Below are 19,897 nucleotides of genomic sequence, written 5' to 3'. Positions count from 1 at the left end.
CTTATGGGTATAACGGGGTCATTTCAAGCCCTGTCGTTTCTTCCATTCCAAACATTAAATTTGCATTTTGCACAGCCTGACCAGCTGCCCCTTTCATTAAATTATCAATCACAGAGATAATGGTCATACGCCCTGTACGCTCGTCAATATGTAAACCAATATCACAATAATTAGAACCGGCTACCTCTTTTACCGATGGATAATTTCCGACCGGTCGAACACGTACAAACGGACTTTGCTGGTATGTATGTTCGTATAATTCCACTAACTGTTTAGTCGAATAATTTTCTTTCAGTTTCACATAACAGGTAGCCATTATGCCTCTCGTAATCGGTAGTAACTGTGTGGTAAAGGTGATCGCTTCCATTTCCTTATTCCACACCTTTAATTGTTGTTCAATTTCAGGTGTATGTTGATGTTGATTCACTTTATATGCTGTGAAGTTCTCATTCGCTTCAGCGAAACTTGAAGTCCTTGAAAGAGAACGACCTGCGCCCGAGATGCCTGATTTAGCATCTATGATGATTTGATCTTTTTCTATTAATTGCTCAACAACTACAGGGGCTAAACCTAATAATGTAGCAGTCGGATAACAACCAGGATTTGAAATCAGGTGAGAGTCCTTCACAATGTCTCGATTCCACTCAGTCAATCCATATACCGCCTGATTAATTACCTCATCTGAAGTAGGTTCTTTCTTATACCATTGTTTATATTCTGATGCTGGTAACCTTAAATCTCCTGATAAATCTACTATTTTAATATTTTTATTCACAAATTGTGCCGCTAATTCACCTGATACACCAGAAGGGGTTGCTAAAAACACAATATCTGCACTCTCACTAATTTTCTCAGGCTCTATCTTTTGTAATTGATCGTTCATGATTCCGATTAAATGTGGATATTCATCAGAAATGGCTAAATTATCTCTAGTGGAATGTATAGAAGAGATTTCAAATTCGGGGTGGTTTTTTAATATTCTCAACAGTTCTGCCCCACCATATCCTGTTGTACCAATAATTGATGCTTTCATCTCGTCACCCTTTAATTTTGTATATTTATAAATTTTAATTTATATTTATTAAATATTTAACTACTATTATAGAAATTTCTGAAAAGAAATGCAATAGGTTTTTGTAAGTTTTTTTAACAAATAAAATAAAAATTTAGATTTTATGTATTTTTCAGACTTCTATTTAAACCCCTACCCTAATAAAAGTCAATTAAACCAAAAATGATAAATTTATTTTAAAAATTTTATTTGCTAATTTTTTTAGAAATTGAATTTCCGTTCGTTTATCACCATTTTGATGCACTTGAATGTGCAAAATAAAATACTCCCCTAGAAGTAGACCAAGCCTACCTTTAGGGGAGTATCTAAATGAACTAATGGATGTTCTTCATTAACGAATAAGTTTATTCACTATTTCCTTTATGACCCATTCGTTGTTTTCCTCTTTTGCAACTGTATATTTGATGTTTGACAGTTGCTCTATAAGGCATTGATCGTTTTCATCCCTAAGTAATAGAACTTTAGGGTAGTTTGCTTTTTTATGTCCTTCAATAATAATAACATCGGGTTTCATAAATGTTAGTATTTGTATCTGCTCTTCAAGTGTCCAAATATGCTTTTTTGCTTGCATCAATAACATACCTTCACCTTCGACAATGGTGGTAGATGCTCCTGATACGATATGCCTACTACTATCTTTATTTGTTACTACATCAGGTTCTCCATGACCATGATGTTTAATCGTTGCAACATTAAAGTCTTTTTCTGTTAAAGCTTGCACAAGTTGAGTTACAAATGTCGTCTTACCACTATTTTGATAACCAACCACTTGCAAAATCTTAGGGGTTACCATGGCCAATTGCTACCTACAAAATCTTCAAGCATGAAAACATCAACGATATCTCCAACACCATAGCCTCTCGTCCCACCTGGCAATGCCATAAATGCATTCGCTCTTGCCAAACTCATGACAATATTTGATTTATCAACACCGCTAGGTCGCACCATCAATGAGCCATTTGTGACATACACGTCCGCTCTAACGAATCTTGTAAAAGGATTTGCTTTTGGAAAATCCTGTTGTAAGACCGCCGTTTCTTTTCTTAAATGTGGAGACCGACAACCTAACATATAGCGAATGATTGGTCTTGTAAATAACTCGAAGCCAACATAACAAGCAGAAGGATTCCCAGAGAGGCCAAATAATAATTTTCCATTTAACTGCGCTACTGTCGTAACACTGCCTGGTCTCATAGCGACTTTATTAAACAGAACTTCTGCCTGAAGCTTCTCGTATATAGCAGGGAGATAATCATAGTCTCCTACAGATACACCACCAGTTGTAATGAGAATGTCTACATCATCAATCGCAGTCGCAATCGCTTCATAACATGTATCAAATTCGTCTGGTAGTTTACCAAAATATTTCACTTCAGCACCCACGCGCTCAATTTGCGCTATGAGCATCGTGCTATTACTATTTCTTATTTTTCCATCCTCTAGTTCCTCTTCCACTTCTAATAATTCCGTTCCGGTTGCAAATAACCCAATAACCGGACTTTTAGCTACAGGTACTTCAGCATACCCAAATGTCGCTAGAATGGCTTGGATACCAGGATTGATTTTTGTCCCCTTTTCAACGAGTACCTCACCTTTTTTTGCATCTTCCCCTTGAAAAGAAACATTGTCACCAGCGTTAAAGCTACGCTTAATAGACATATACGATTGGTCCCCATCCTCAAACGCTCTCGCAACCTCAAGCATAACGACACAATCACAGGTATCAGGGATCTTTGCCCCCGTCATAATACGAACGGCTTGCATTGGTCCTATTTCTTTTGATGATACATAGCCCGCTCCAATATGATCAACTACTTCAAAAACGACCTCATTTTGTAAAGAAGCATCCTTCGTATCTATAGACCTCACTGCAAAGCCATCATATGGGGAACGATTAAAATGTGGTACGTCACTCGTTGCAGTTAAATCTTTTCCTAAATATCTACCATGACTTTCTTTAATTGAGACATATTCAATGGTGCCCTTTTGTTTATATTTCATTACTTTTTCAATTGCTTCAGCAACTTGAATCGGCTTCCTCTTCTCTAGCATCTGTTTCCATCCCCTATATAATCTTTATCCGCCAATATAAGACATTTCAAGTTTTTTGCGATTTTTTCTCGTTTCATCTGTTCTGACATCAGAATAACGATCATCCCGGTGGTTCCATATGTCAGTAACATACGTGACGATATCATCATCAGAGACATTTGAACGGATAAATGATTTAATATCATGCCCTTCACCATTAAATAAACATGTATATAACTGCCCATTAGCAGATAATCTTGAACGGGTACAACTAGAACAAAAAGATTCAGATACGGAGGTAATGAATCCTACATCTATATCAGTACCAGTATAGCGATACCTTTTAGCAACTTCGCCAAAGTATTCCGGATCCACTGGCTCAAGATCATAATGTGCCTTTAATTGCTGGAATATTTCTTTCTTCGTTACTACATCATCCATTTTCCAACCGTTTGTATCACCAACATCCATATACTCAATATATCTTAACTGTAATGAATGTTCTTTACAGAACTTCGCCATGGGTAGGATTTCTTCATCATTTAAGCCCTTTTTCACGACCATATTAATTTTGACACCGAGTCCCGCTTCTTTTGCTGCGTGTATCCCCTTTATCACCGGGCCTGTCCCAACATTGCGTCCATTAATTTCACCGAACAATTCATCTTTCAGACTATCTAAGCTAATATTCACCCGTTTTAACCCGGCGGCTTTTAATTGAGGAGCAAACTTAGGCAATAATACACCATTAGTAGTTAACCCGATATCCTCTAAACCTTCAATTTGAGAGAGTTTCTCCACTAATAAAGGCAATTCTCTCCGTAGTAAAGGTTCTCCACCCGTTAACCTGATTTTTTCTACACCTAAACCAACAAAAATCCGTGCTAACCTTTCAATTTCTTCGTAAGATAACAATTCATTTTTTGGTAGAAAAACAAAATCTGGTCCAAAAATTTCTGCTGGCATACAATATTGACACCTAAAATTGCATCGGTCAATTACGGAAATACGTAAATCTCGTAATGGCCGATTAAGTGAATCCTTAATATGAGTTTGTTTCATGTAAATCAACTCCGTCTTATCGATTACGTCAATAACTTTTTCTATAAATAAAATGTAAAATGATTTTATTCCAATATAACATGAAATCTTTTATCGGCATATGCCCATAAGCGTACTAAATACCGTTCTCTCCCTATATTTTAAGCGGCTTCATTTTTAACTAAGGAATAGATTAGGTATACATTTCCATCTTCATTCATACAAAAAAACAGCAAGCAATGCTTTGCTGTTTTTTCTGCTACTTGAATTAATCACGTACGCCTAATGCAATCTTTGCATATCTAGACATTTTATCTTTCGTCCAAGGCGGACTCCATACTATATTTACTTCTGTGCTTTTTACTTCTGGGATATCAGCAAGTGCTGTTTTGACCTGGTCAACAATTGTGCCAGCTAAAGGACAACCCATGGAAGTTAAAGTCATTTCAACTTCCGTATTTCCTTCATCATCCATAGTAACATCATAAACGAGTCCTAAATTAACAATATCTACTCCTAATTCAGGGTCAACTACAAGTTCAAGTGCGCCCATAATACTTTCTTTTAAATCTTGGTCCATCAAACACAACTCCTCATTTCATATATTATAGCTATCATAACAAAAAAGTCTTCAATGAAAAAGGAATAGCTGTTTAACTATCACTTTTTCTTACAAGAATCGTTGAAACCATTCAACTGTTGCTAATAAACCTTCTCTGCTTACCTTATGCCCTGCATTTTCATCAACAATAAAATGTAACCTGTCTGGATGGGTCTTATATAAAGGTTGTATTGTTTGAAAAAAGTCATAAGTTGGTGCAAATGGTACAGTTGTATCTTTTTTACCATGCCAAAATAGCAATGGACGTCCTGATAAAACTTCCTCTTGTTTACTTAAATCATACTTTGTAATATCATCTAAAACAGCCTCAACTTGAGTATCAGATAAAGGGAAATCCTTTACTTTCTTGCGCATTGTTTCAATTTGCATCCCAGCAAACTTCTCATAATATGGCATACCCATTAAACTGACTGCTACCTTCAACCATTTATATTGTGTTAAGGCACCGAGTGTAATAATTCCACCCATCGAAGTACCTGCCATACCAATACGGTCCTCATCAACTAATCCTTTAGCTACTAACTCTTCTTTTATTTGCGGCAATTCTTTAATTGTTTGAATAATCATGTCCCAAAATTTCAATTGCATTTCAGACTCTGGTAATCCATGACCTCTTTCACCATGTTCATTCACTTCTGGTAATATTACACGAAATCCTTTTTCAGCAAGTAAGTAAGCATAATGTAGGTTATGCTCTTTCGCACTAGTAAAGCCATGTATGAAAAATATGAGAGGTAATGATTCGTATTTAAACTCATCTTTCACGATATGCAAAGCAGGAATACCTTTTAACTGTTGATGTTCAATAATAACCACTATGTCTCCTCCTATGTTAAAAACTATAAGAAAATGTAAACATCTTATAAAAGAGGTTATTTCTTTTACAAATGACCGTATACATTGGTAATATAGTGTAAACTTAGATAATAAATACCACTTGAAAATATTAACTGTCTTCAAGTTTAACATTTATTTGCGCCTTACCATACTTTAATGCTTATTATTTTAATGATTTTTCCCTATAAAAAAACTGAAGGAGATATTATGACACAAAAACATTTAATCGTTCTTGATTTAGATGGCACTTTATTAAAAGATAATAAAACCATCTCACAAAAAACAAAAGAAGTCCTATTTAAAGCACGTGAAGACGGACATGAGGTCATGATTGCTACAGGCAGGCCTTATCGTTCAAGTGAAATGTATTATAAGGAAATGCAAATGACCACACCAATCGTTAATTTCAATGGTGCCTTTATACATCATCCAACAAACCCTAAATGGGGAATACGCCATACGCCTCTTGATATGAAAGTAACAAGAGACATTATTGATGCTAGTCAAGATTTCAAGTTCAATAATATTATTGCTGAAGTGCTGGATGACGTATATTACCATTATCATGATGAAAAACTGATGAATATGTTTAGTCTCGGTAATCCTAAAGTCACTACAGGAGATTTAAGAAACTTCCTGCCTGCCTCACCAACAAGTATGCTAATTCATACAGACCAAGAGCATTTAACACAAATTCAGCGCCATTTGGATGATGTGCATGCTGAAGTTATTCATCAACGTAGCTGGGGTGAACCTTTCCATATTATCGAAATCGTAAAAGCTGGATTAAACAAAGCAATTGGCATTCAACAAGCTTGTGATTATTTAAATATTCCTAAAGAGCGAGTAATTGCTTTCGGGGATGAGGATAATGATCTAGAAATGCTTGATTTTGCGGGCGTTGGTGTTGCTATGGGTAATGGTATTGACGCAGTTAAAACAACGGCTAATGAAGTCACCTTAACAAATGAAGAAGATGGGATCGGTATCTTCTTAAATGACTATTTGAATTTAAAAACACTCTAATCCAAAATCTACCCTTTTTAAAAAAGGTACAAATGGTACAAAATAAAGGATGTCGTAGCAATTAGCTACTTCAATATTCTTCAGTAAGGGGAGATTATAAATGGGCAAACGTAATAAATCGAAGCGCTTTATTAAGCAAGGTGCCGATAGTGTCACTCAGCATGATGCACGTATACCCTACCATTCAACATACTCGGAAGCAGAAGCTGAAAAGTTAAAGAATGTGAATGATTCTTCCCTCGGTGGAATATAAAATTTTAAAGAAAAAGAGCTAACCTTTCTCTCGTTAGCTCTTTTTCAATCTTAAAAACTTTGCAGTTTAATCGGCTTTCCTTTACTTCCTTTTTCAGAAAGATAAGCAATCAGCGAACCACTTTTCGGTAAATCCTCTTCATTCACTTTAACAGTAATATTAAAATCACCATCTTTATTCACTTGAACAGGCTTTTCTTTAACGAGTAAAAAATGGCCATCTTCTACAGAATAAATAACCGGCAATTGCCCCTTATAATGCCCCTTAATATGATACGTACCATCCTTGCCTTCTACTGTAATATTGTTAAAAAGCTGATCTTTACCATACGTAAAAGTGGTTTGTGAAGTCTGGTTTATTTCCATTCCTTCTGGCTCTATTACCTGGCCTAAAAATGTCGCCTGAACCTTATAACTGCCTGGGTTAATGGTACCTTCATTTGCAGTTTGATAATCCCAAGTAGCCTTCCATTCCTTTTTTTCTCCTGGGGAAAGATTCTCTGTTTGAATCATTTGTAAAAAGGCCTTACCATCTGAATATCTATATACTACTTTTCCGTGTTCATCCAATACCTCATAATCATACTTTTGTGATGTGTTAAATTGCATTTTGACCAATTCATTTGTTTGATTATGAACGGTAAAAGTAAGGACCAATTTTTCTTCCGAAACGGCTTGAACCTCAAATTGAATATCCATATGCTTGTTTGCTTCCATTTCAGACTGCTGTGGAAGAAAATTCGTTGCAAGTATGGCACTAAGCAGTAAATGTAGCATAACTGCCCCCTTTCATTAATCTCTTCTAAAAACACCATAGACATCAGTTGTATTTACAATATTAGTGAATGCGTGAGGATCTACTTCCTGAATGGTTCTTTGTAAGTCAAATAATTCATATCTTGATACTACAATCATTAGCATTTCCCGATGTTCATTGGAAAATGCTCCTCTTGCCGGAATCATTGTAATACCTCTAACCAGTTTTTTATGAATGGCTTTCTTCATTTCATCTTGCTTATTAGTAATAATCATCGCTGTAAGCTTTTCATGCCTTGTATGAATCGCATCGATAACTCGAGTGGATGCATATAAAGTCACTAATGTATAAAGTGCTTTTTCCCATCCGAAAAGAAAGCCAGCTGTAATAATAATAACAGCATTTAATGAAAAAAAGTATGTACCTACTGGTCGATCCTTAGCCTTAGAGAGATACATAGCGATAATATCCATACCACCTGTGGAAGCACCCCACTTCAATGTGATACCGACACCAACAGCTGCAATGACTCCTCCAAACACAGCATTTAATAGAATATCTTTTGATACACTTATGACAGGGATAATCTCCATAGAAACAGTTGTAATCACAACACTTAAAAGGCTATATAAGGTAAAAAGTTTACCCACGCGCTTCCAAGCAAAGATAGCAATTGGTACATTTAAAATAAATAAAAGTATACCAGTAGAAACCGCACCATTTAATATACTCGAAAGAAGTTGAGCTACCCCAGTAAAGCCGCTTGCATATACATTAGCGGGTATAAGGAAAAAATTCATCGCTACCGCATTTAAAATTGCCCCCACAACAATAATGATGATTTTTCTTGTTTCAATCCAATTCATATTGACCTCCTTTATCATCTCTCTATCTTTTCTTTACCCAAGTTTAGGTTTTTCAATGCATTCCATTGTTTTTTTTCCTAAGTTTCTATAAACTAGTATCATCTATAAGTTGAAAGCAGGTGAAATAATGTCAGTTAAAATTCTCGCTGACAGCGCATGTGACTTACCGTTAAGTTTCTTTGAAGAAAACGATGTCACACTTATTCCATTGAAAGTTCATTTAAATGGAGAGGAATACGATGACCTGTTGACAATCGATTCCAAGAATATTTATGATGCCATCCGCGAAGGTAAGGTACCTAAGACCTCCCAAGCTTCTCCCCTTTTATTTGAAGAGATCTTTACGAATATGGCGAAAAACAAGGAAGATGGTATCTATATTGCCTTTTCTTCCGCACTTTCAGGTACATATTCCACTGCCGTTATGGTGTTAGATCAAGTAAAAGAAGCCTACCCAGACTTTAACTTAACCATCATAGATAGTAAATGTGCCTCTTTAGGTCATGGATTAGTTGTACTGAATGCGGCAAAAGAGGCAAAAGAACAACTGTCCAAAGATGAAATTGTTAGCAATGCAAAATTCAATTGCGAACATATGGAGCATTTATTTACGGTAAATGATCTAGAGTATTTAGCTAAGGGCGGTAGAGTTTCTAAAGCATCAGCTTTTTTAGGTGGGCTACTCAATATTAAACCATTATTAAATGTTGAAGATGGAAAACTGGTACCAATTGAAAAGCATCGCGGTCGTAAAAAGCTCTTTAAACGAATCATTGATATCATGAGGGAAAGAGGCGTGGCCCTTGATAGACAAATGGTTGCTATTAGTCATGGTGATGATGAAGCGACTGCCCTAGAAGTGAAAGAGATGATTCAAAAAGAATTTGGGGTTGAACACTTTTATATTTCTCCAATTGGTTCAGCAGTCGGATCTCATGCCGGTGCCGGGACAATTGCCATTTTCTTTTTAAATAAACTTAAAGGTTAATGCACTTATACATACTTCCTTCCATTCTTTCAAACACTAAGCGTGTACAGATGAAGAATGGAAGGGAGTTTATTTTATGTCTCATACAACTGATAATGACAAGAAAGCAAAAGATAACAATGCATTACGCCATGAAAAAAATATGGAAGAAACCAAGAATAAGCAAGAAGGACGAAAAAGCTTTTCAAAGAAAACAGATCATCTTTAATTGAGCAAAAGTTTACAAATGAGAAAGATAAAGTCCTAAGATACCTCAAGTATTTTAGGACTTCTTTAGTTCACATTCCCGAAAAGGGACTTTTGGACATTTTTCAAGGTTTTTGTATCAATAAACATATTGTAAGGTTAAACTGCTTTGTGTGTACAGTGGTTGATTTCTTTTAGCTGCGAATCTGCACTCTTAATAGCAAATGTCCTCTTTACTTTTTAGCCACCATAATTCTCTTTAACGCTCATAGCTTTGTTTCTCTCTTTTACTCTTCTTATATTCCCGCTTTATTAGCCAAGACTTCTACCGGCACCAAGTGCTCGTTCTTACTATTACTATCAACTATACAGCTTACCTCTTGCTCGATTTCATTATTATTGTGAAACCCCATACAAAAAAGCAGGATGGCTCTAACGCCTTCCTGCTTTCATTTATTTTGACTCATTCTCTTTTATATAAGTCCAACCTTCTTTTTGATAGATCTTACCATCTTTCATCAATCGACCAAGTGCTCGTTTAAACGAAGCTTTACTTAGTTGAAATCTATCTTTTATATCCTCTGGTGCGCTTTTATCACTGTATGGCATAGCTCCATTACGTGATTGCAAATAATTGAGAATGATTTCACTGTCATCAAGTAATGCTTCTTGTTTTCTTGGATTGAGGGAGACATTAATCGAACCATCTTGTTTGACATCAATGATTCTACCGTTCACTTTTTCCCCAAGTCTTGGTTCTTGACGTCTTTCTGTTTCATGGATGAAGCCTTTTAGGCCATCTGCTGTGTATATCCAGCTTCCGACTTTTGCCGTACGATAAATAAATCCGTGGATATCTTTATTCAGTTCTTCCCTTCCAGCCTTATGTGAAATACTAGCTATCACTTGATCTGTAGCAAGTTTCACATAAATTCTACCGTTTCGATTAACCCTCAATGTAACGTATAAAGTATCATCCACAGTCGGCCATACCCGCTCATGAACAGGTAAATCCTCTTTTCCCAGTAACATATCTTTACTAATCCCAATATCAATAAATACACCGAGCTCTGGATTAACATCTACTACCTTCGCCCAGCCATAAACGCCAACAGTAACCTCAGGTAAAGTCATTGTTGCTGTCTTTCTACCTTCAGAATCAACATAAATAAATACAGAAATTGTTTGTCCTTCTGTAATTTCTCCTTTCACCTCATTCTTATGAAGGAGAACGTCCTCTTCACCATCTGTTAAGAAATAACCAAATGCCGCTTCTCTCGAAACTAATAACTCTGTAGTTTTGCCGATCTCATCTATTAAAGCCATTTATATCCTCCTAAAGTTGTTTGCATTGCTATATTCTACTATAATAAGAACATAAAGTGAAACTCTTTTCATGAGGAGGACAATTATTTTATGGCTAAAGAAAGTTCATTTGATATTGTATCAAAAGTAGATTTTGCTGAAGTCACTAACGCAATACAAATTGCAATGAAAGAAATACAGACCCGCTATGACTTTAAAGGAAGCAAAAGTAAGATTACTTTAGAAAAAGAAGAGCTTGTGCTCATTTCTGATGATGAATACAAACTAGAGCAACTGAAAGATGTGCTAATTAGTAAAATGATTAAACGCGGGATTCCGATTAAGAATTTAGATTATGGCAAGATTGAGCCTGCTTCAGGTGGCACAGTTAGACAAAGAGCAAGCCTAGTTCAAGGAATCGATAAAGATAACGCTAAGAAAATCAATACATTAATTAAAAATAGTGGTGTGAAAGTTAAGAGCCAAATGCAAGATGATCAAATCCGCGTCACAGGAAAAAATAGAGATGATCTTCAACATATCATCTCACTAGTCAGAGAAGCGGATTTAACAATCGATGTTCAATTTTCAAATTATCGATAATTACATACCAGAAAAGAGGCAGGGAAACTTATATCCTAGTCTCTTTTTTTTGTAGCAAATTTTAACCTCATAACAATGAAAGGTTTTCAACATAATAAAAAGGGAAAAGCAACAGCAAGGAGGGATTATGATGGACAAAAAACAATTGCCAAAAAACTTCATTGCCCAACACCAAAATCACCAGCCAGGAACGGAAGAGGAAATGATCCCTAAGCCGATCTATGTGAATGAAGATTATCAACCTGCTGGAAAACTAGAAGGTAAAGTAGCCATTATTACTGGTGGTGATAGCGGTATAGGTAAATCTACAGCTATTTACTTTGCTAAGGAAGGGGCAGACGTCATTGTTCCTTATTTAAACGAGCATGAAGATGCAAAAGAAACAAAAACATTAGTCGAACAAGTTGGGAAAACATGTCTTTTAATTAGCGGAGACCTTTCTTCAGAAACTTTTTGCCAGGAAGTCGTAAAACAAGCGCTAAATAAATTTGGGAAAATAGATATTCTTGTTAATAACGCTGGTGAACAGCATCCACAAAAAAACATCGAGGACATTAGTGGTCAACAACTTGAAAAAACTTTCCAAACAAATATTTATGCTATGTTTCATTTAACAAAAGCCACCCTTCCGCATCTAGGAGCTGGCAGCACGATCATTAATACCGCTTCTGTCACCGCTTATGCAGGTAATGAATTATTAGTTGATTATTCCTCAACTAAAGGAGCCATTGTCTCTTTTACTCGGTCACTTTCAATGCAATTAGCTTCCAAAGAGATTAGAGTGAATGGTGTTGCTCCTGGTCCGATTTGGACACCGTTGATTCCTTCCACTTTCTCTGCTGAGGAAGTTTCATCCTTTGGTAAAGACGTCCCAATGAAACGAGCTGGACAGCCCTTTGAACTCGCTCCAGCTTATGTCTTCTTAGCTAGCGACGATTCTAGTTATATGAGTGGACAAATGTTGCATATAAACGGTGGAAAAATTGTCAATGGCTAGGGAATACGAAGGTAAAGTGGACAAGACTAAAAGGGATTCTTAATAATCCCTTTCCCCTCTGCCCCACTAAAAGTAGTGTAAGCCATGAGAATAGTACAGTTCATTGAAATACACATAACCGATCAAATTTCAGCTATTACTGCTACAAAAAAAAGATGCCGCAACAGATTCGGCATCCTCTTTTCACTATTCTTCTGTACGATTTCTACCTCTTCTTCGAGCAAAGAATAAAAAGGCAAAGAAGGCGAGTAAAACGGATAACAATGTTGCTCCATAAACAAAGTTAAACCCTTGCTTTTCAGTAAGAACATAAATTTCAGCTTCTTCTCGATCTAGGACGAGATGATATTCATTTTGATCATTGCTTCTTACTAACCCACCAGCTAATAATCCACGTAACTCTTTATCATTCTCTAACTCTTCACCTGTTAATACTAAATCTTTTGTACCACTTGTATTATTGATGGCTACAACTGAAGTTTCTTCCTTAAATTGTCTCTTAAAAACTGTAAAACCTTCACTTTCATGCAAAAGAGTAAAATCTCCTTGTGCAATAGAAGGTAATTTTTCTCTTGCTGTTGTCAGCTGTCCGATGAACTCAATTAACTCAGGATCCGTACGAAAATCCATTTGTCTGCGGTTATCAGGTGTTTCATTCCCAATTAACGCAATTTCACTACCGTAATATAACATTGGAATCCCAGGGGTTGTAAACAAATACGTTAACGCTGTTCTCCACCTTGGTCCTGGATGTTCATTTAATGCGATTGGCTGATTTGTAAAGCGAATCATATCTTGACTATCAATTAGTCTTGTAACCATATTTGGTGCTTCATATGTATCAATGTTGCTATCAATGTCACTAATAGTATCTGTCATTGACAAATCCGGTTTTACAAATGCTTCCCTTATATTAGTTGTTGAAGCATAATCTGTTAAGCTATCTATTCCTGTCTTTTCATATTTGGCGATTTCTTGTCGGTCTGTTGACCATACTTCACCTAAAATAAAAAACTCGTTATCTGTTTCTTTTACACTTTCTACAAAATTTTCAAGAAATACTGGATCCATTAACTGAATGCCTTCTAAACGATAACCATCTACACCTGTTTCTGTTATCCACCATTTAGCCGCGTCGATAATATATTTTGCTGCTTCTTCGTTCTTATAATTAATTTGTGGCAAACCAGCTAACCAATCTTTTGTCAACATATCTGGTGATGAGATCTCATCAGATTCCTTCAACCAATCTGATTTAGTAGGGTCGCCTACCCATGGGTGAGTAGCTGACACATAATTAAGTGGAAAATCAATGATAACATTGATGTCTCTTTTGTGTGCTTCTTCTACTAATCGTTTAAATTCTTCCAGTGTTCCGAAATGTTCTTCTGTTTCATAAAAGTCTTCAACCCAATAGCCGTGATATCCTTTATCGGTGTTTGCAAATATCGGGCTCAAAGCAATCGTTGTCATACCTAAATCTTCAATATGATCAAGTCTTTCAATAATACCAACAAAATCACCACCATGAAACGCCTCAAGGTCCTTCACATCCACATGGTAATCATTCTTACTATCTACATTGCTAAAGCGATCAATCATAACATAATAAATAAGTTCATCCTGTAAGCTTCGTTTTTCTTCTGCTAATACACTTGGCACCATTGACACAAGTAATAGCGGAATTAAGATGAGAGTGATGACCTTTTTCATCTTTCTCCTCCTTAATGATAGTTTGTCTCTATTTTACATAAACGTTAACCCTTATAGATTAGCGGTTTGTTGTTACTTCGTCAAACAGAAGTGAACAAAATATTTAAAATCGTAACATTTCTTTTGTATAATACTAATAAATGGCAGTTGAAACCCCTATTTATATCGTAGACAAAAGAGGTGCCCCATTAAAAGGAACACCTCTTTTTTTAATCAATAATATTAATATTATAATCTTTAAACCAATAATGAATTTGTGCTAGATGAGCGAGAAGCTGCGGTCCAGTCATTAATTGCCCAAACCATGGCACTTGAAAAGCAGAGCCTTCAGTAGCCACGATTTCTCGTAAATTCTTTTCATCGAATAATTCAAAAAGAACAGAGGATGAATCTTCTAACACTTCATTCAACATTTTTGTCACGATGCTAATATATGCAGGGTTATGGGTTTTCGGATAAGGACTTTTTTTACGGTATAGTACCTCGTTTGGCAATACACCTTCCAACGCCTTCCTTAAAATTCCTTTTTCTCGATTGCCATGCATTTTCATATCCCATGGGATATTCCATACATATTCGACTAGGCGATGATCTGCGAATGGAACCCGTACTTCTAAACTAGCTCCCATACTCATTCTATCTTTACGATCTAATAATGTTGTCATAAAGCTGAGCATGTTTATATAGAATAATTGTCGTCTTCTTGCTTCTTCTGATGTTTCTCCTTCTAAAAGTGGGGTTTCAGCAATCGCTTGATTAAATTTACCCATACTATAATCTTTTAAGTTTAATTTCTTTCTCCAATCTTCTTTCAGGAGGCGCTGTCTTTCATCGATTGATCGCATCCAAGGGTAGCCAGTTCGACTAAGATCATCCGAACGATGAAACCATGGATAGCCTCCAAAAATCTCATCCGCACATTCACCTGACAAACTAACCACATGCTCTTTTTTAATTTCACGACAAAACCAAAGCAGAGAAGAATCGATATCTGCCATACCCGGTAAATCTCTTACATGAACCGCTTCAACTAAATGAGCGGCAAGCTCCTCCTGTGAGATAATGCAATTCTGATGAATGGTATGGAAAGTGTCTGACATTTTCTTAATATAAAAGCCATCAGCATTTGGTTGAAAATCGTTGGCCTTAAAGAATTGATCATTGCCTTCGTAATCAATACTATAAGTTTTTAATGGTGGTTTGCCTTCTTTTTGATATGCAGTGGCTGCAATGGCTGTAATCGCACTTGAATCCAATCCACCAGATAAAAGCGTACATAAAGGAACATCCGATACAAGCTGTCGAGTGACTGCGTCTGTCACTAGATTGCGGACTTTTTCAGCTGTCTCTTCTAAAGAATCTTCATGTTTTTTACTTTCTACATTCCAATATCGCCAAATCTTTAACCCTTGTTGTGAAAGGGTTAGTGCATGTGCTGGTCGTAACTCTTTCACTCCACGAAAAACACCTGACCCTGGCGATCTAGATGGTCCAAGTCCGAATACCTCTGCTAACCCCTCTCTATCTACTTCTGTTTTTACTTCTGGATGTGCTAAGATCGCTTTTATTTCTGAACCGAACAGTAACCCCTTTACTGTCTCTCTATAAAAAAGCGGCTTAACCCCTAATCGATCTCTACCAATAAAAAGTTCTTGACCGTTTTCATCCCAAATCGCAAAGGCGAATATCCCATTTAAATATTGAAGGCAATTTTTTCCCCATTCAATGTAAGAAGTTAGTAGAACCTCTGTATCAGAATGACCCTTAAACGAATATCCTTTTATAAGGAGATCTTTTCTTAAATCTTCTGTATTATAAAGTTCGCCATTGTAACAAATTGTATAGCGATTTTGATTCTTTTCAATTGTCATTGGTTGCTTCCCGCCAACGGGATCAACAACGACTAATCGCTTATGACCAAATCCGGCTGGCCCAGAAGTAAATATATTCGTATCATCAGGACCCCTTTTAGATAAAGTATTCGTCATTTTTTCTAGTGTCGGACGTTCATTTTGCATATTTGTATTGAAGTCAACCCAGCCCGTGATTCCACACATGGCTTCTTCACCCTTTCTACGAGCATCATAGATGCAGCAATATTTAAGCGGATAAGTAATGATGTCAACGAATGGAATTGCCCGGAACATCATGCATGGATTTATTCTATGCGAACTAAAATAAATGGTTAATTGTCCTAGATAAAGGTTATAAAACAACAGGAGATTGCCAAAAAATAGAGTGAAAGACTTTTACTGGAGGTTTATGATGAAAAGACAACAACGACTCAATTTAATAGATCAACAATCAAGAGCCTATATGGAGGGGAATGTTGAATTTATTAATAATCAGTGGGTATTTTTTGATAAAGAAACAGATGATGCATCTTCATTAGAAGAATACCGGCAACAAGAAATTGAGGTATTTAGACTGAAAAGGTGGCGAAAAGGCGTATTATCACTCAATGGTCAAATCCATTGCGGTAGTGATCTGCTTCATTTAAAGGATCAAGATCAGATAAGAATTAAAAAACATCTCGTTTTCTCATTAGAATCATTATTAGAAGAAGTAAATGACGATGCCTTTGTACAATTCATCACTAGTTTAAACAGTATTGATTTCTCCATTTTTGATTGTATATACTGCTATAATCAGTTGACATTTTTCGGTGATGAAACAAGAAAAAGCGGTGTTAATTTTATGATCTTTGATAATCAAGAGCATATTTGTAGCGTACAGCATCATTTCTTTTATTATGAAAAAGAGACGGATCGTTTCGAATTTACTTTAAATAGCGGAAAAAGAATGGTCATTGAAAAAATATCCTCTTCTGGATAAATATAGGCATCCAAAAAGACTGTAGACACTCTTTTCTACAAACTCGTCTACAGTCTTTTTTCCATTGTTATGATAAGTGTTGCTGCAACCCTTTTTCAAATTCTTGATTACCTAATGGCTTTTGAAAAAAATATCCTTGAGCAAAGTGGCAATCCAGTTTTTTTAACACTTTCATTTGCTCTTCAGTTTCTACACCCTCTGCTAGCACTTTTATCTGCAAACCCTTCCCCATGGTAATGATTGCCTTCACAATCGCAGCGTCAGATGTATTCATACGTAAATTATGTATAAAAGAACGATCAATCTTTAATGTATCAATTGGAAAATCCCTCAAATAACTTAATGAGGAATAGCCTGTACCGAAATCATCAATTGATACTTGAATGCCCATTCTTTGCAACTCTGTCATAACTGCAATACTATGTTTTTTATTTTTTAGCATCGTACTTTCTGTTAATTCTAGAATTAAATACCTTGGTGGAAGGCCCGATTGTAGCAGGGCATCTTTAACAACCTCAACAAAATGCTTTTGTTGAAATTGGCGTGCAGCAACATTAACCGATATTTGTAAATGTGTAAAACCTTGATCATGCCATAATTTATTCTGCTTGCATGCTTCATTTAATACCCATTGGCCAATATCGTTAATGAGTCCTGTTTCCTCTGCTAGAGGGATAAATTGTGCCGGAGAGATATTTCCAATATTGGGATGGTGCCATCTTATTAATGCTTCACTACCAAAAAGCTCCCCACTTTCTAAGCAAACGAGGGGCTGGTAATGAAGTGTGAACTGCTGATTTTTTATCGCTTTTCTTAAATAGCCTTCCATCTCGAATCGTTTTAACACTTCATCATTCATTTCTTCAGAAAAAAAAGTTAATTGATTACCACCTTTCTTTTTTGAAAGATGCATGGCGATGTCAGCATTTTTCATTAGCTGCTCAGAATCCATCCCATCATTTGGGTATAAACTAATGCCGAAACTTGCTGTAACATGAATCTCTTGCTGCTGAATAACAAAGGGACGATCGATAACCTCAAGCAAAGTCTGTGTGAGTCTTATTATTTCTTCTGTCTGTATATTCTCAGGTAATAAGCATAAAAAGCTGTCTCCACCAAAGCTGCCTAAAAAGCTATCTGTTGGTAATGCCTGATTGACCCGATTAGCCAGTTGCTTAATGATCTGATCGCCTATTAAATAACCAACACTTTCGTTAATTATTTTAAAACGATCGATATCAAAAGATAGTAAAGCAAACGATTGCTGATTTTTTTTCGCTCTTTTCATTGACGAGATTAATTGTTCAGTAAATCTATGTTTATTTGGGAGTCCCGTTAAATGATCATAGTACGATAATTCGGTTAATTTATTTTCGATTTTCTTTAGTTCTGTAACATTTTTAGCTATCCCATATATACAACTTACCTTTTCATCTCGAATAACTGGGATGAGTTTAATATCAAAAAAGTCTTTCTTACCAAGTTTCCCAATGATATCTGCTTGTAATTTCTGTGTTTCCCCCATTTTTGCACGGTCAAAAAAAGCTGTGATAACCGGAAGCTGGCGATGATCAAATAAACGAGTAAATGGCAGACCAATCAGTTCCTTTGCTGGATAGCCTGAATTTTCCTCAAAAGCTGAATTGACACTTGTAAATCGACCCTCAACATCAATAGTAAAGATAGATTCTGTGTTATTTTGGAACAAAGCATGATAGCACTGTTTTAAGTTTTGCCACTCTATCATTAGTTGTTTTGTTCGATTACTATCATTGACAGTTAATTGTTGAATAAACGAATCGACCATCATCGGTTCCTCCTTTGTTACTTAAATAAACGATGGCACCTGGTTTTACAAGCTACATATGTACATTTTGTCAATTCCTGATAGTATAGCTGCCATTTCGTGTATCCTCTTTGCAAGAGTAAAGCCACTTTTACATTCGTTAACGTTTGATACTTTAGATTTCATTTCAATTTTTCATGATCCTGACGTTTATTATTTTGACAATAATGAAAAGCTCTTTCCTCTCACACTCTATAATTCTTTTATCGGCTCATTCTCATTTAATTCAATAACCGTCCATCGCTTTTACTTTATAATCAATTTCGTAGAGATTTTTATCTGTACAACGTTAGTCAATCCCTAAATAATGGAACCTGTGCCAATAGTGGCTCCTTCGCTCAAATAAGTGCTAAATACCTAAAACATTAAAACAAATATAGTATGATTAGATTAAAAATACCATAAAAGGCGAGTTAAAGACACGAAAAAAAGAAAGCTGCTAAAACCAGCAGCTTTCACAGATTCTTTTCACCTACATAAAAGGTGTAAATCCTAATGGCAAACTTAAGCCTAAATATAGAACAAGTAAAAAAGCGACAATTAATTGTACCCATAAGATGGTTGGCTTTTCGCCTTTTTTACTACGAATTAAGATCATTTCCCACATAGCGATGATCCATAAGCCAACAAGTGCTTTTAATACATACATAATATCAATATTAATTGAGAAAAGCATGCCTACGCCTGTGGCAATGATTAATAAGTAAAATAATCTTAGAATCATATGTACCACTTTATCTTTGCCATTTTTCTGCAATGATAAGGCAACAAAGAATAAAATAAAGGCAACGATCCATGTTGTTAAATGTGCATGTGTCACATTAGAACCCCCTTAAGTTTCTTATTCTCTTACTAAGAGAAATAATTCGTTTACATCATACCATAATCAAATAGATAAAGCCTAAAGATTACTACCATTC

General features: G+C 35.9%; 20 protein-coding genes. 7 read left to right on the top strand and 13 right to left on the bottom strand.

The window, feature by feature from the left end:
* Window position 1: 1 nt before the first annotated feature.
* The 6 genes from argC to MHH73_RS07905 all read right to left on the bottom strand — a co-directional run bounded on the left by argC (window position 2) and on the right by MHH73_RS07905 (window position 5,582).
* Window positions 2-1,033, bottom strand: coding sequence for an N-acetyl-gamma-glutamyl-phosphate reductase (argC, locus tag MHH73_RS07930; RefSeq protein ID WP_191814864.1), 1,032 nt, complete (start codon window positions 1,031-1,033; stop codon window positions 2-4).
* A gap of 370 nt (window positions 1,034-1,403) precedes the next feature.
* Entirely contained in the window at window positions 1,404-1,865 is a 462-nt protein-coding gene (gene mobB / locus MHH73_RS07925; protein WP_191814862.1) for a molybdopterin-guanine dinucleotide biosynthesis protein B, read from the bottom strand.
* On the bottom strand, window positions 1,859-3,124 hold the full coding sequence (locus tag MHH73_RS07920) for a molybdopterin molybdotransferase MoeA (RefSeq protein ID WP_341066014.1): 1,266 nt from the start codon (window positions 3,122-3,124) through the stop codon (window positions 1,859-1,861). The genes mobB and MHH73_RS07920 overlap by 7 nt, the downstream gene beginning before the upstream one ends.
* Before the next feature lie 24 nt (window positions 3,125-3,148).
* Window positions 3,149-4,165 carry a GTP 3',8-cyclase MoaA gene (gene moaA / locus MHH73_RS07915; RefSeq protein ID WP_341066012.1) on the bottom strand — a complete coding sequence of 339 codons (1,017 nt, stop codon included), beginning with the start codon at window positions 4,163-4,165 and terminating at the stop codon, window positions 3,149-3,151.
* A 247-nt stretch (window positions 4,166-4,412) separates the two neighbouring features.
* Window positions 4,413-4,724 (bottom strand): metal-sulfur cluster assembly factor, encoded by a 312-nt coding sequence (locus tag MHH73_RS07910; RefSeq protein WP_341066010.1) that lies wholly within the window; start codon window positions 4,722-4,724, stop codon window positions 4,413-4,415.
* Window positions 4,725-4,814: 90 nt separating this feature from the next.
* Complete coding sequence (locus tag MHH73_RS07905; protein ID WP_191814854.1) at window positions 4,815-5,582, bottom strand: prolyl oligopeptidase family serine peptidase; 768 nt, start codon at window positions 5,580-5,582, stop codon at window positions 4,815-4,817.
* A 228-nt stretch (window positions 5,583-5,810) separates the two neighbouring features.
* Between MHH73_RS07905 and MHH73_RS07900 the strand changes: the two genes are divergently transcribed.
* Together MHH73_RS07900 and MHH73_RS07895 are read left to right on the top strand one after the other, a co-directional pair.
* Window positions 5,811-6,629 (top strand): Cof-type HAD-IIB family hydrolase, encoded by an 819-nt coding sequence (locus MHH73_RS07900; RefSeq protein WP_341066008.1) that lies wholly within the window; start codon window positions 5,811-5,813, stop codon window positions 6,627-6,629.
* 100 nt (window positions 6,630-6,729) lie between these two features.
* Window positions 6,730-6,882: a hypothetical protein gene (locus MHH73_RS07895; protein ID WP_191814850.1), complete on the top strand. Its 153-nt coding sequence runs from the start codon at window positions 6,730-6,732 to the stop codon at window positions 6,880-6,882.
* A gap of 50 nt (window positions 6,883-6,932) precedes the next feature.
* Here the strand turns inward: MHH73_RS07895 and MHH73_RS07890 are convergent, their stop codons facing one another.
* Both MHH73_RS07890 and MHH73_RS07885 read right to left on the bottom strand, forming a co-directional pair.
* On the bottom strand, window positions 6,933-7,658 hold the full coding sequence (locus tag MHH73_RS07890; protein ID WP_341066007.1) for a BsuPI-related putative proteinase inhibitor: 726 nt from the start codon (window positions 7,656-7,658) through the stop codon (window positions 6,933-6,935).
* 15 nt (window positions 7,659-7,673) lie between these two features.
* Window positions 7,674-8,504, bottom strand: coding sequence for a YitT family protein (locus tag MHH73_RS07885; RefSeq protein WP_341066006.1), 831 nt, complete (start codon window positions 8,502-8,504; stop codon window positions 7,674-7,676).
* A 127-nt stretch (window positions 8,505-8,631) separates the two neighbouring features.
* Between MHH73_RS07885 and MHH73_RS07880 the strand changes: the two genes are divergently transcribed.
* Window positions 8,632-9,492, top strand: a complete 861-nt coding sequence (locus tag MHH73_RS07880; protein WP_191814844.1) for a DegV family protein — start codon at window positions 8,632-8,634, stop codon at window positions 9,490-9,492.
* A 76-nt stretch (window positions 9,493-9,568) separates the two neighbouring features.
* The gene (locus tag MHH73_RS07875; protein ID WP_191814842.1) at window positions 9,569-9,700 is read left to right on the top strand and encodes a DUF3941 domain-containing protein; all 132 of its coding nucleotides are present in this window, start codon (window positions 9,569-9,571) and stop codon (window positions 9,698-9,700) included.
* Window positions 9,701-10,131: 431 nt separating this feature from the next.
* Here MHH73_RS07875 and MHH73_RS07870 read toward each other — a convergent pair whose 3' ends face one another.
* Window positions 10,132-11,004, bottom strand: a complete 873-nt coding sequence (locus MHH73_RS07870; protein ID WP_341066001.1) for a CvfB family protein — start codon at window positions 11,002-11,004, stop codon at window positions 10,132-10,134.
* A gap of 90 nt (window positions 11,005-11,094) precedes the next feature.
* Between MHH73_RS07870 and MHH73_RS07865 the strand changes: the two genes are divergently transcribed.
* Complete coding sequence (locus MHH73_RS07865; RefSeq protein WP_191814837.1) at window positions 11,095-11,586, top strand: YajQ family cyclic di-GMP-binding protein; 492 nt, start codon at window positions 11,095-11,097, stop codon at window positions 11,584-11,586.
* Between the two features lie 130 nt (window positions 11,587-11,716).
* On the top strand, window positions 11,717-12,583 hold the full coding sequence (locus MHH73_RS07860) for an SDR family oxidoreductase (protein ID WP_404826099.1): 867 nt from the start codon (window positions 11,717-11,719) through the stop codon (window positions 12,581-12,583).
* A 186-nt stretch (window positions 12,584-12,769) separates the two neighbouring features.
* Here MHH73_RS07860 and MHH73_RS07855 read toward each other — a convergent pair whose 3' ends face one another.
* Window positions 12,770-14,296: an alpha-amylase family glycosyl hydrolase gene (locus tag MHH73_RS07855; protein WP_341065998.1), complete on the bottom strand. Its 1,527-nt coding sequence runs from the start codon at window positions 14,294-14,296 to the stop codon at window positions 12,770-12,772.
* 209 nt (window positions 14,297-14,505) lie between these two features.
* Window positions 14,506-16,353 (bottom strand): asparagine synthase (glutamine-hydrolyzing), encoded by a 1,848-nt coding sequence (gene asnB / locus MHH73_RS07850; protein WP_341065995.1) that lies wholly within the window; start codon window positions 16,351-16,353, stop codon window positions 14,506-14,508.
* A 208-nt stretch (window positions 16,354-16,561) separates the two neighbouring features.
* On the opposite strand from asnB, the gene MHH73_RS07845 reads away from it, so the two are divergent.
* Complete coding sequence (locus MHH73_RS07845; protein ID WP_191814831.1) at window positions 16,562-17,131, top strand: DUF2777 domain-containing protein; 570 nt, start codon at window positions 16,562-16,564, stop codon at window positions 17,129-17,131.
* Between the two features lie 67 nt (window positions 17,132-17,198).
* On the opposite strand, the gene MHH73_RS07840 is transcribed toward MHH73_RS07845, so the two are convergent.
* Window positions 17,199-18,938, bottom strand: coding sequence for a putative bifunctional diguanylate cyclase/phosphodiesterase (locus MHH73_RS07840; protein ID WP_341065990.1), 1,740 nt, complete (start codon window positions 18,936-18,938; stop codon window positions 17,199-17,201).
* 511 nt (window positions 18,939-19,449) lie between these two features.
* A complete protein-coding gene (locus MHH73_RS07835) occupies window positions 19,450-19,797 on the bottom strand; it encodes a YisL family protein (RefSeq protein WP_191814826.1) in 348 nt (115 codons plus the stop codon).
* Between the last annotated feature and the right edge of the window lie 100 nt (window positions 19,798-19,897).

This window comes from Cytobacillus sp. FSL K6-0265 (assembly GCF_038003465.1).
GTDB classification, from domain to species: Bacteria; Bacillota; Bacilli; order Bacillales; family Cytobacillaceae; genus Cytobacillus; species Cytobacillus stercorigallinarum.
This window is presented reverse-complemented; position numbering and strand designations above follow the sequence as displayed.

What these genes read in the sequence shown, in the direction of transcription:
- argC (WP_191814864.1), bottom strand. Translation starts at nt 1,033, where the DNA reads ATGAAAGCATCAATTATTGGTACAACAGGATATGGTGGGGCAGAACTG.
- mobB (WP_191814862.1), bottom strand. Translation starts at nt 1,865, where the DNA reads ATGGTAACCCCTAAGATTTTGCAAGTGGTTGGTTATCAAAATAGTGGT.
- MHH73_RS07920 (WP_341066014.1), bottom strand. Translation starts at nt 3,124, where the DNA reads ATGCTAGAGAAGAGGAAGCCGATTCAAGTTGCTGAAGCAATTGAAAAA.
- moaA (WP_341066012.1), bottom strand. Translation starts at nt 4,165, where the DNA reads ATGAAACAAACTCATATTAAGGATTCACTTAATCGGCCATTACGAGAT.
- MHH73_RS07910 (WP_341066010.1), bottom strand. Translation starts at nt 4,724, where the DNA reads ATGGACCAAGATTTAAAAGAAAGTATTATGGGCGCACTTGAACTTGTA.
- MHH73_RS07900 (WP_341066008.1), top strand. Translation starts at nt 5,811, where the DNA reads ATGACACAAAAACATTTAATCGTTCTTGATTTAGATGGCACTTTATTA.
- MHH73_RS07895 (WP_191814850.1), top strand. Translation starts at nt 6,730, where the DNA reads ATGGGCAAACGTAATAAATCGAAGCGCTTTATTAAGCAAGGTGCCGAT.
- MHH73_RS07890 (WP_341066007.1), bottom strand. Translation starts at nt 7,658, where the DNA reads ATGCTACATTTACTGCTTAGTGCCATACTTGCAACGAATTTTCTTCCA.
- MHH73_RS07885 (WP_341066006.1), bottom strand. Translation starts at nt 8,504, where the DNA reads ATGAATTGGATTGAAACAAGAAAAATCATCATTATTGTTGTGGGGGCA.
- MHH73_RS07880 (WP_191814844.1), top strand. Translation starts at nt 8,632, where the DNA reads ATGTCAGTTAAAATTCTCGCTGACAGCGCATGTGACTTACCGTTAAGT.
- MHH73_RS07875 (WP_191814842.1), top strand. Translation starts at nt 9,569, where the DNA reads ATGTCTCATACAACTGATAATGACAAGAAAGCAAAAGATAACAATGCA.
- MHH73_RS07870 (WP_341066001.1), bottom strand. Translation starts at nt 11,004, where the DNA reads ATGGCTTTAATAGATGAGATCGGCAAAACTACAGAGTTATTAGTTTCG.
- MHH73_RS07865 (WP_191814837.1), top strand. Translation starts at nt 11,095, where the DNA reads ATGGCTAAAGAAAGTTCATTTGATATTGTATCAAAAGTAGATTTTGCT.
- MHH73_RS07860 (WP_404826099.1), top strand. Translation starts at nt 11,717, where the DNA reads ATGGACAAAAAACAATTGCCAAAAAACTTCATTGCCCAACACCAAAAT.
- MHH73_RS07855 (WP_341065998.1), bottom strand. Translation starts at nt 14,296, where the DNA reads ATGAAAAAGGTCATCACTCTCATCTTAATTCCGCTATTACTTGTGTCA.
- asnB (WP_341065995.1), bottom strand. Translation starts at nt 16,353, where the DNA reads ATGTGTGGAATCACGGGCTGGGTTGACTTCAATACAAATATGCAAAAT.
- MHH73_RS07845 (WP_191814831.1), top strand. Translation starts at nt 16,562, where the DNA reads ATGAAAAGACAACAACGACTCAATTTAATAGATCAACAATCAAGAGCC.
- MHH73_RS07840 (WP_341065990.1), bottom strand. Translation starts at nt 18,938, where the DNA reads ATGGTCGATTCGTTTATTCAACAATTAACTGTCAATGATAGTAATCGA.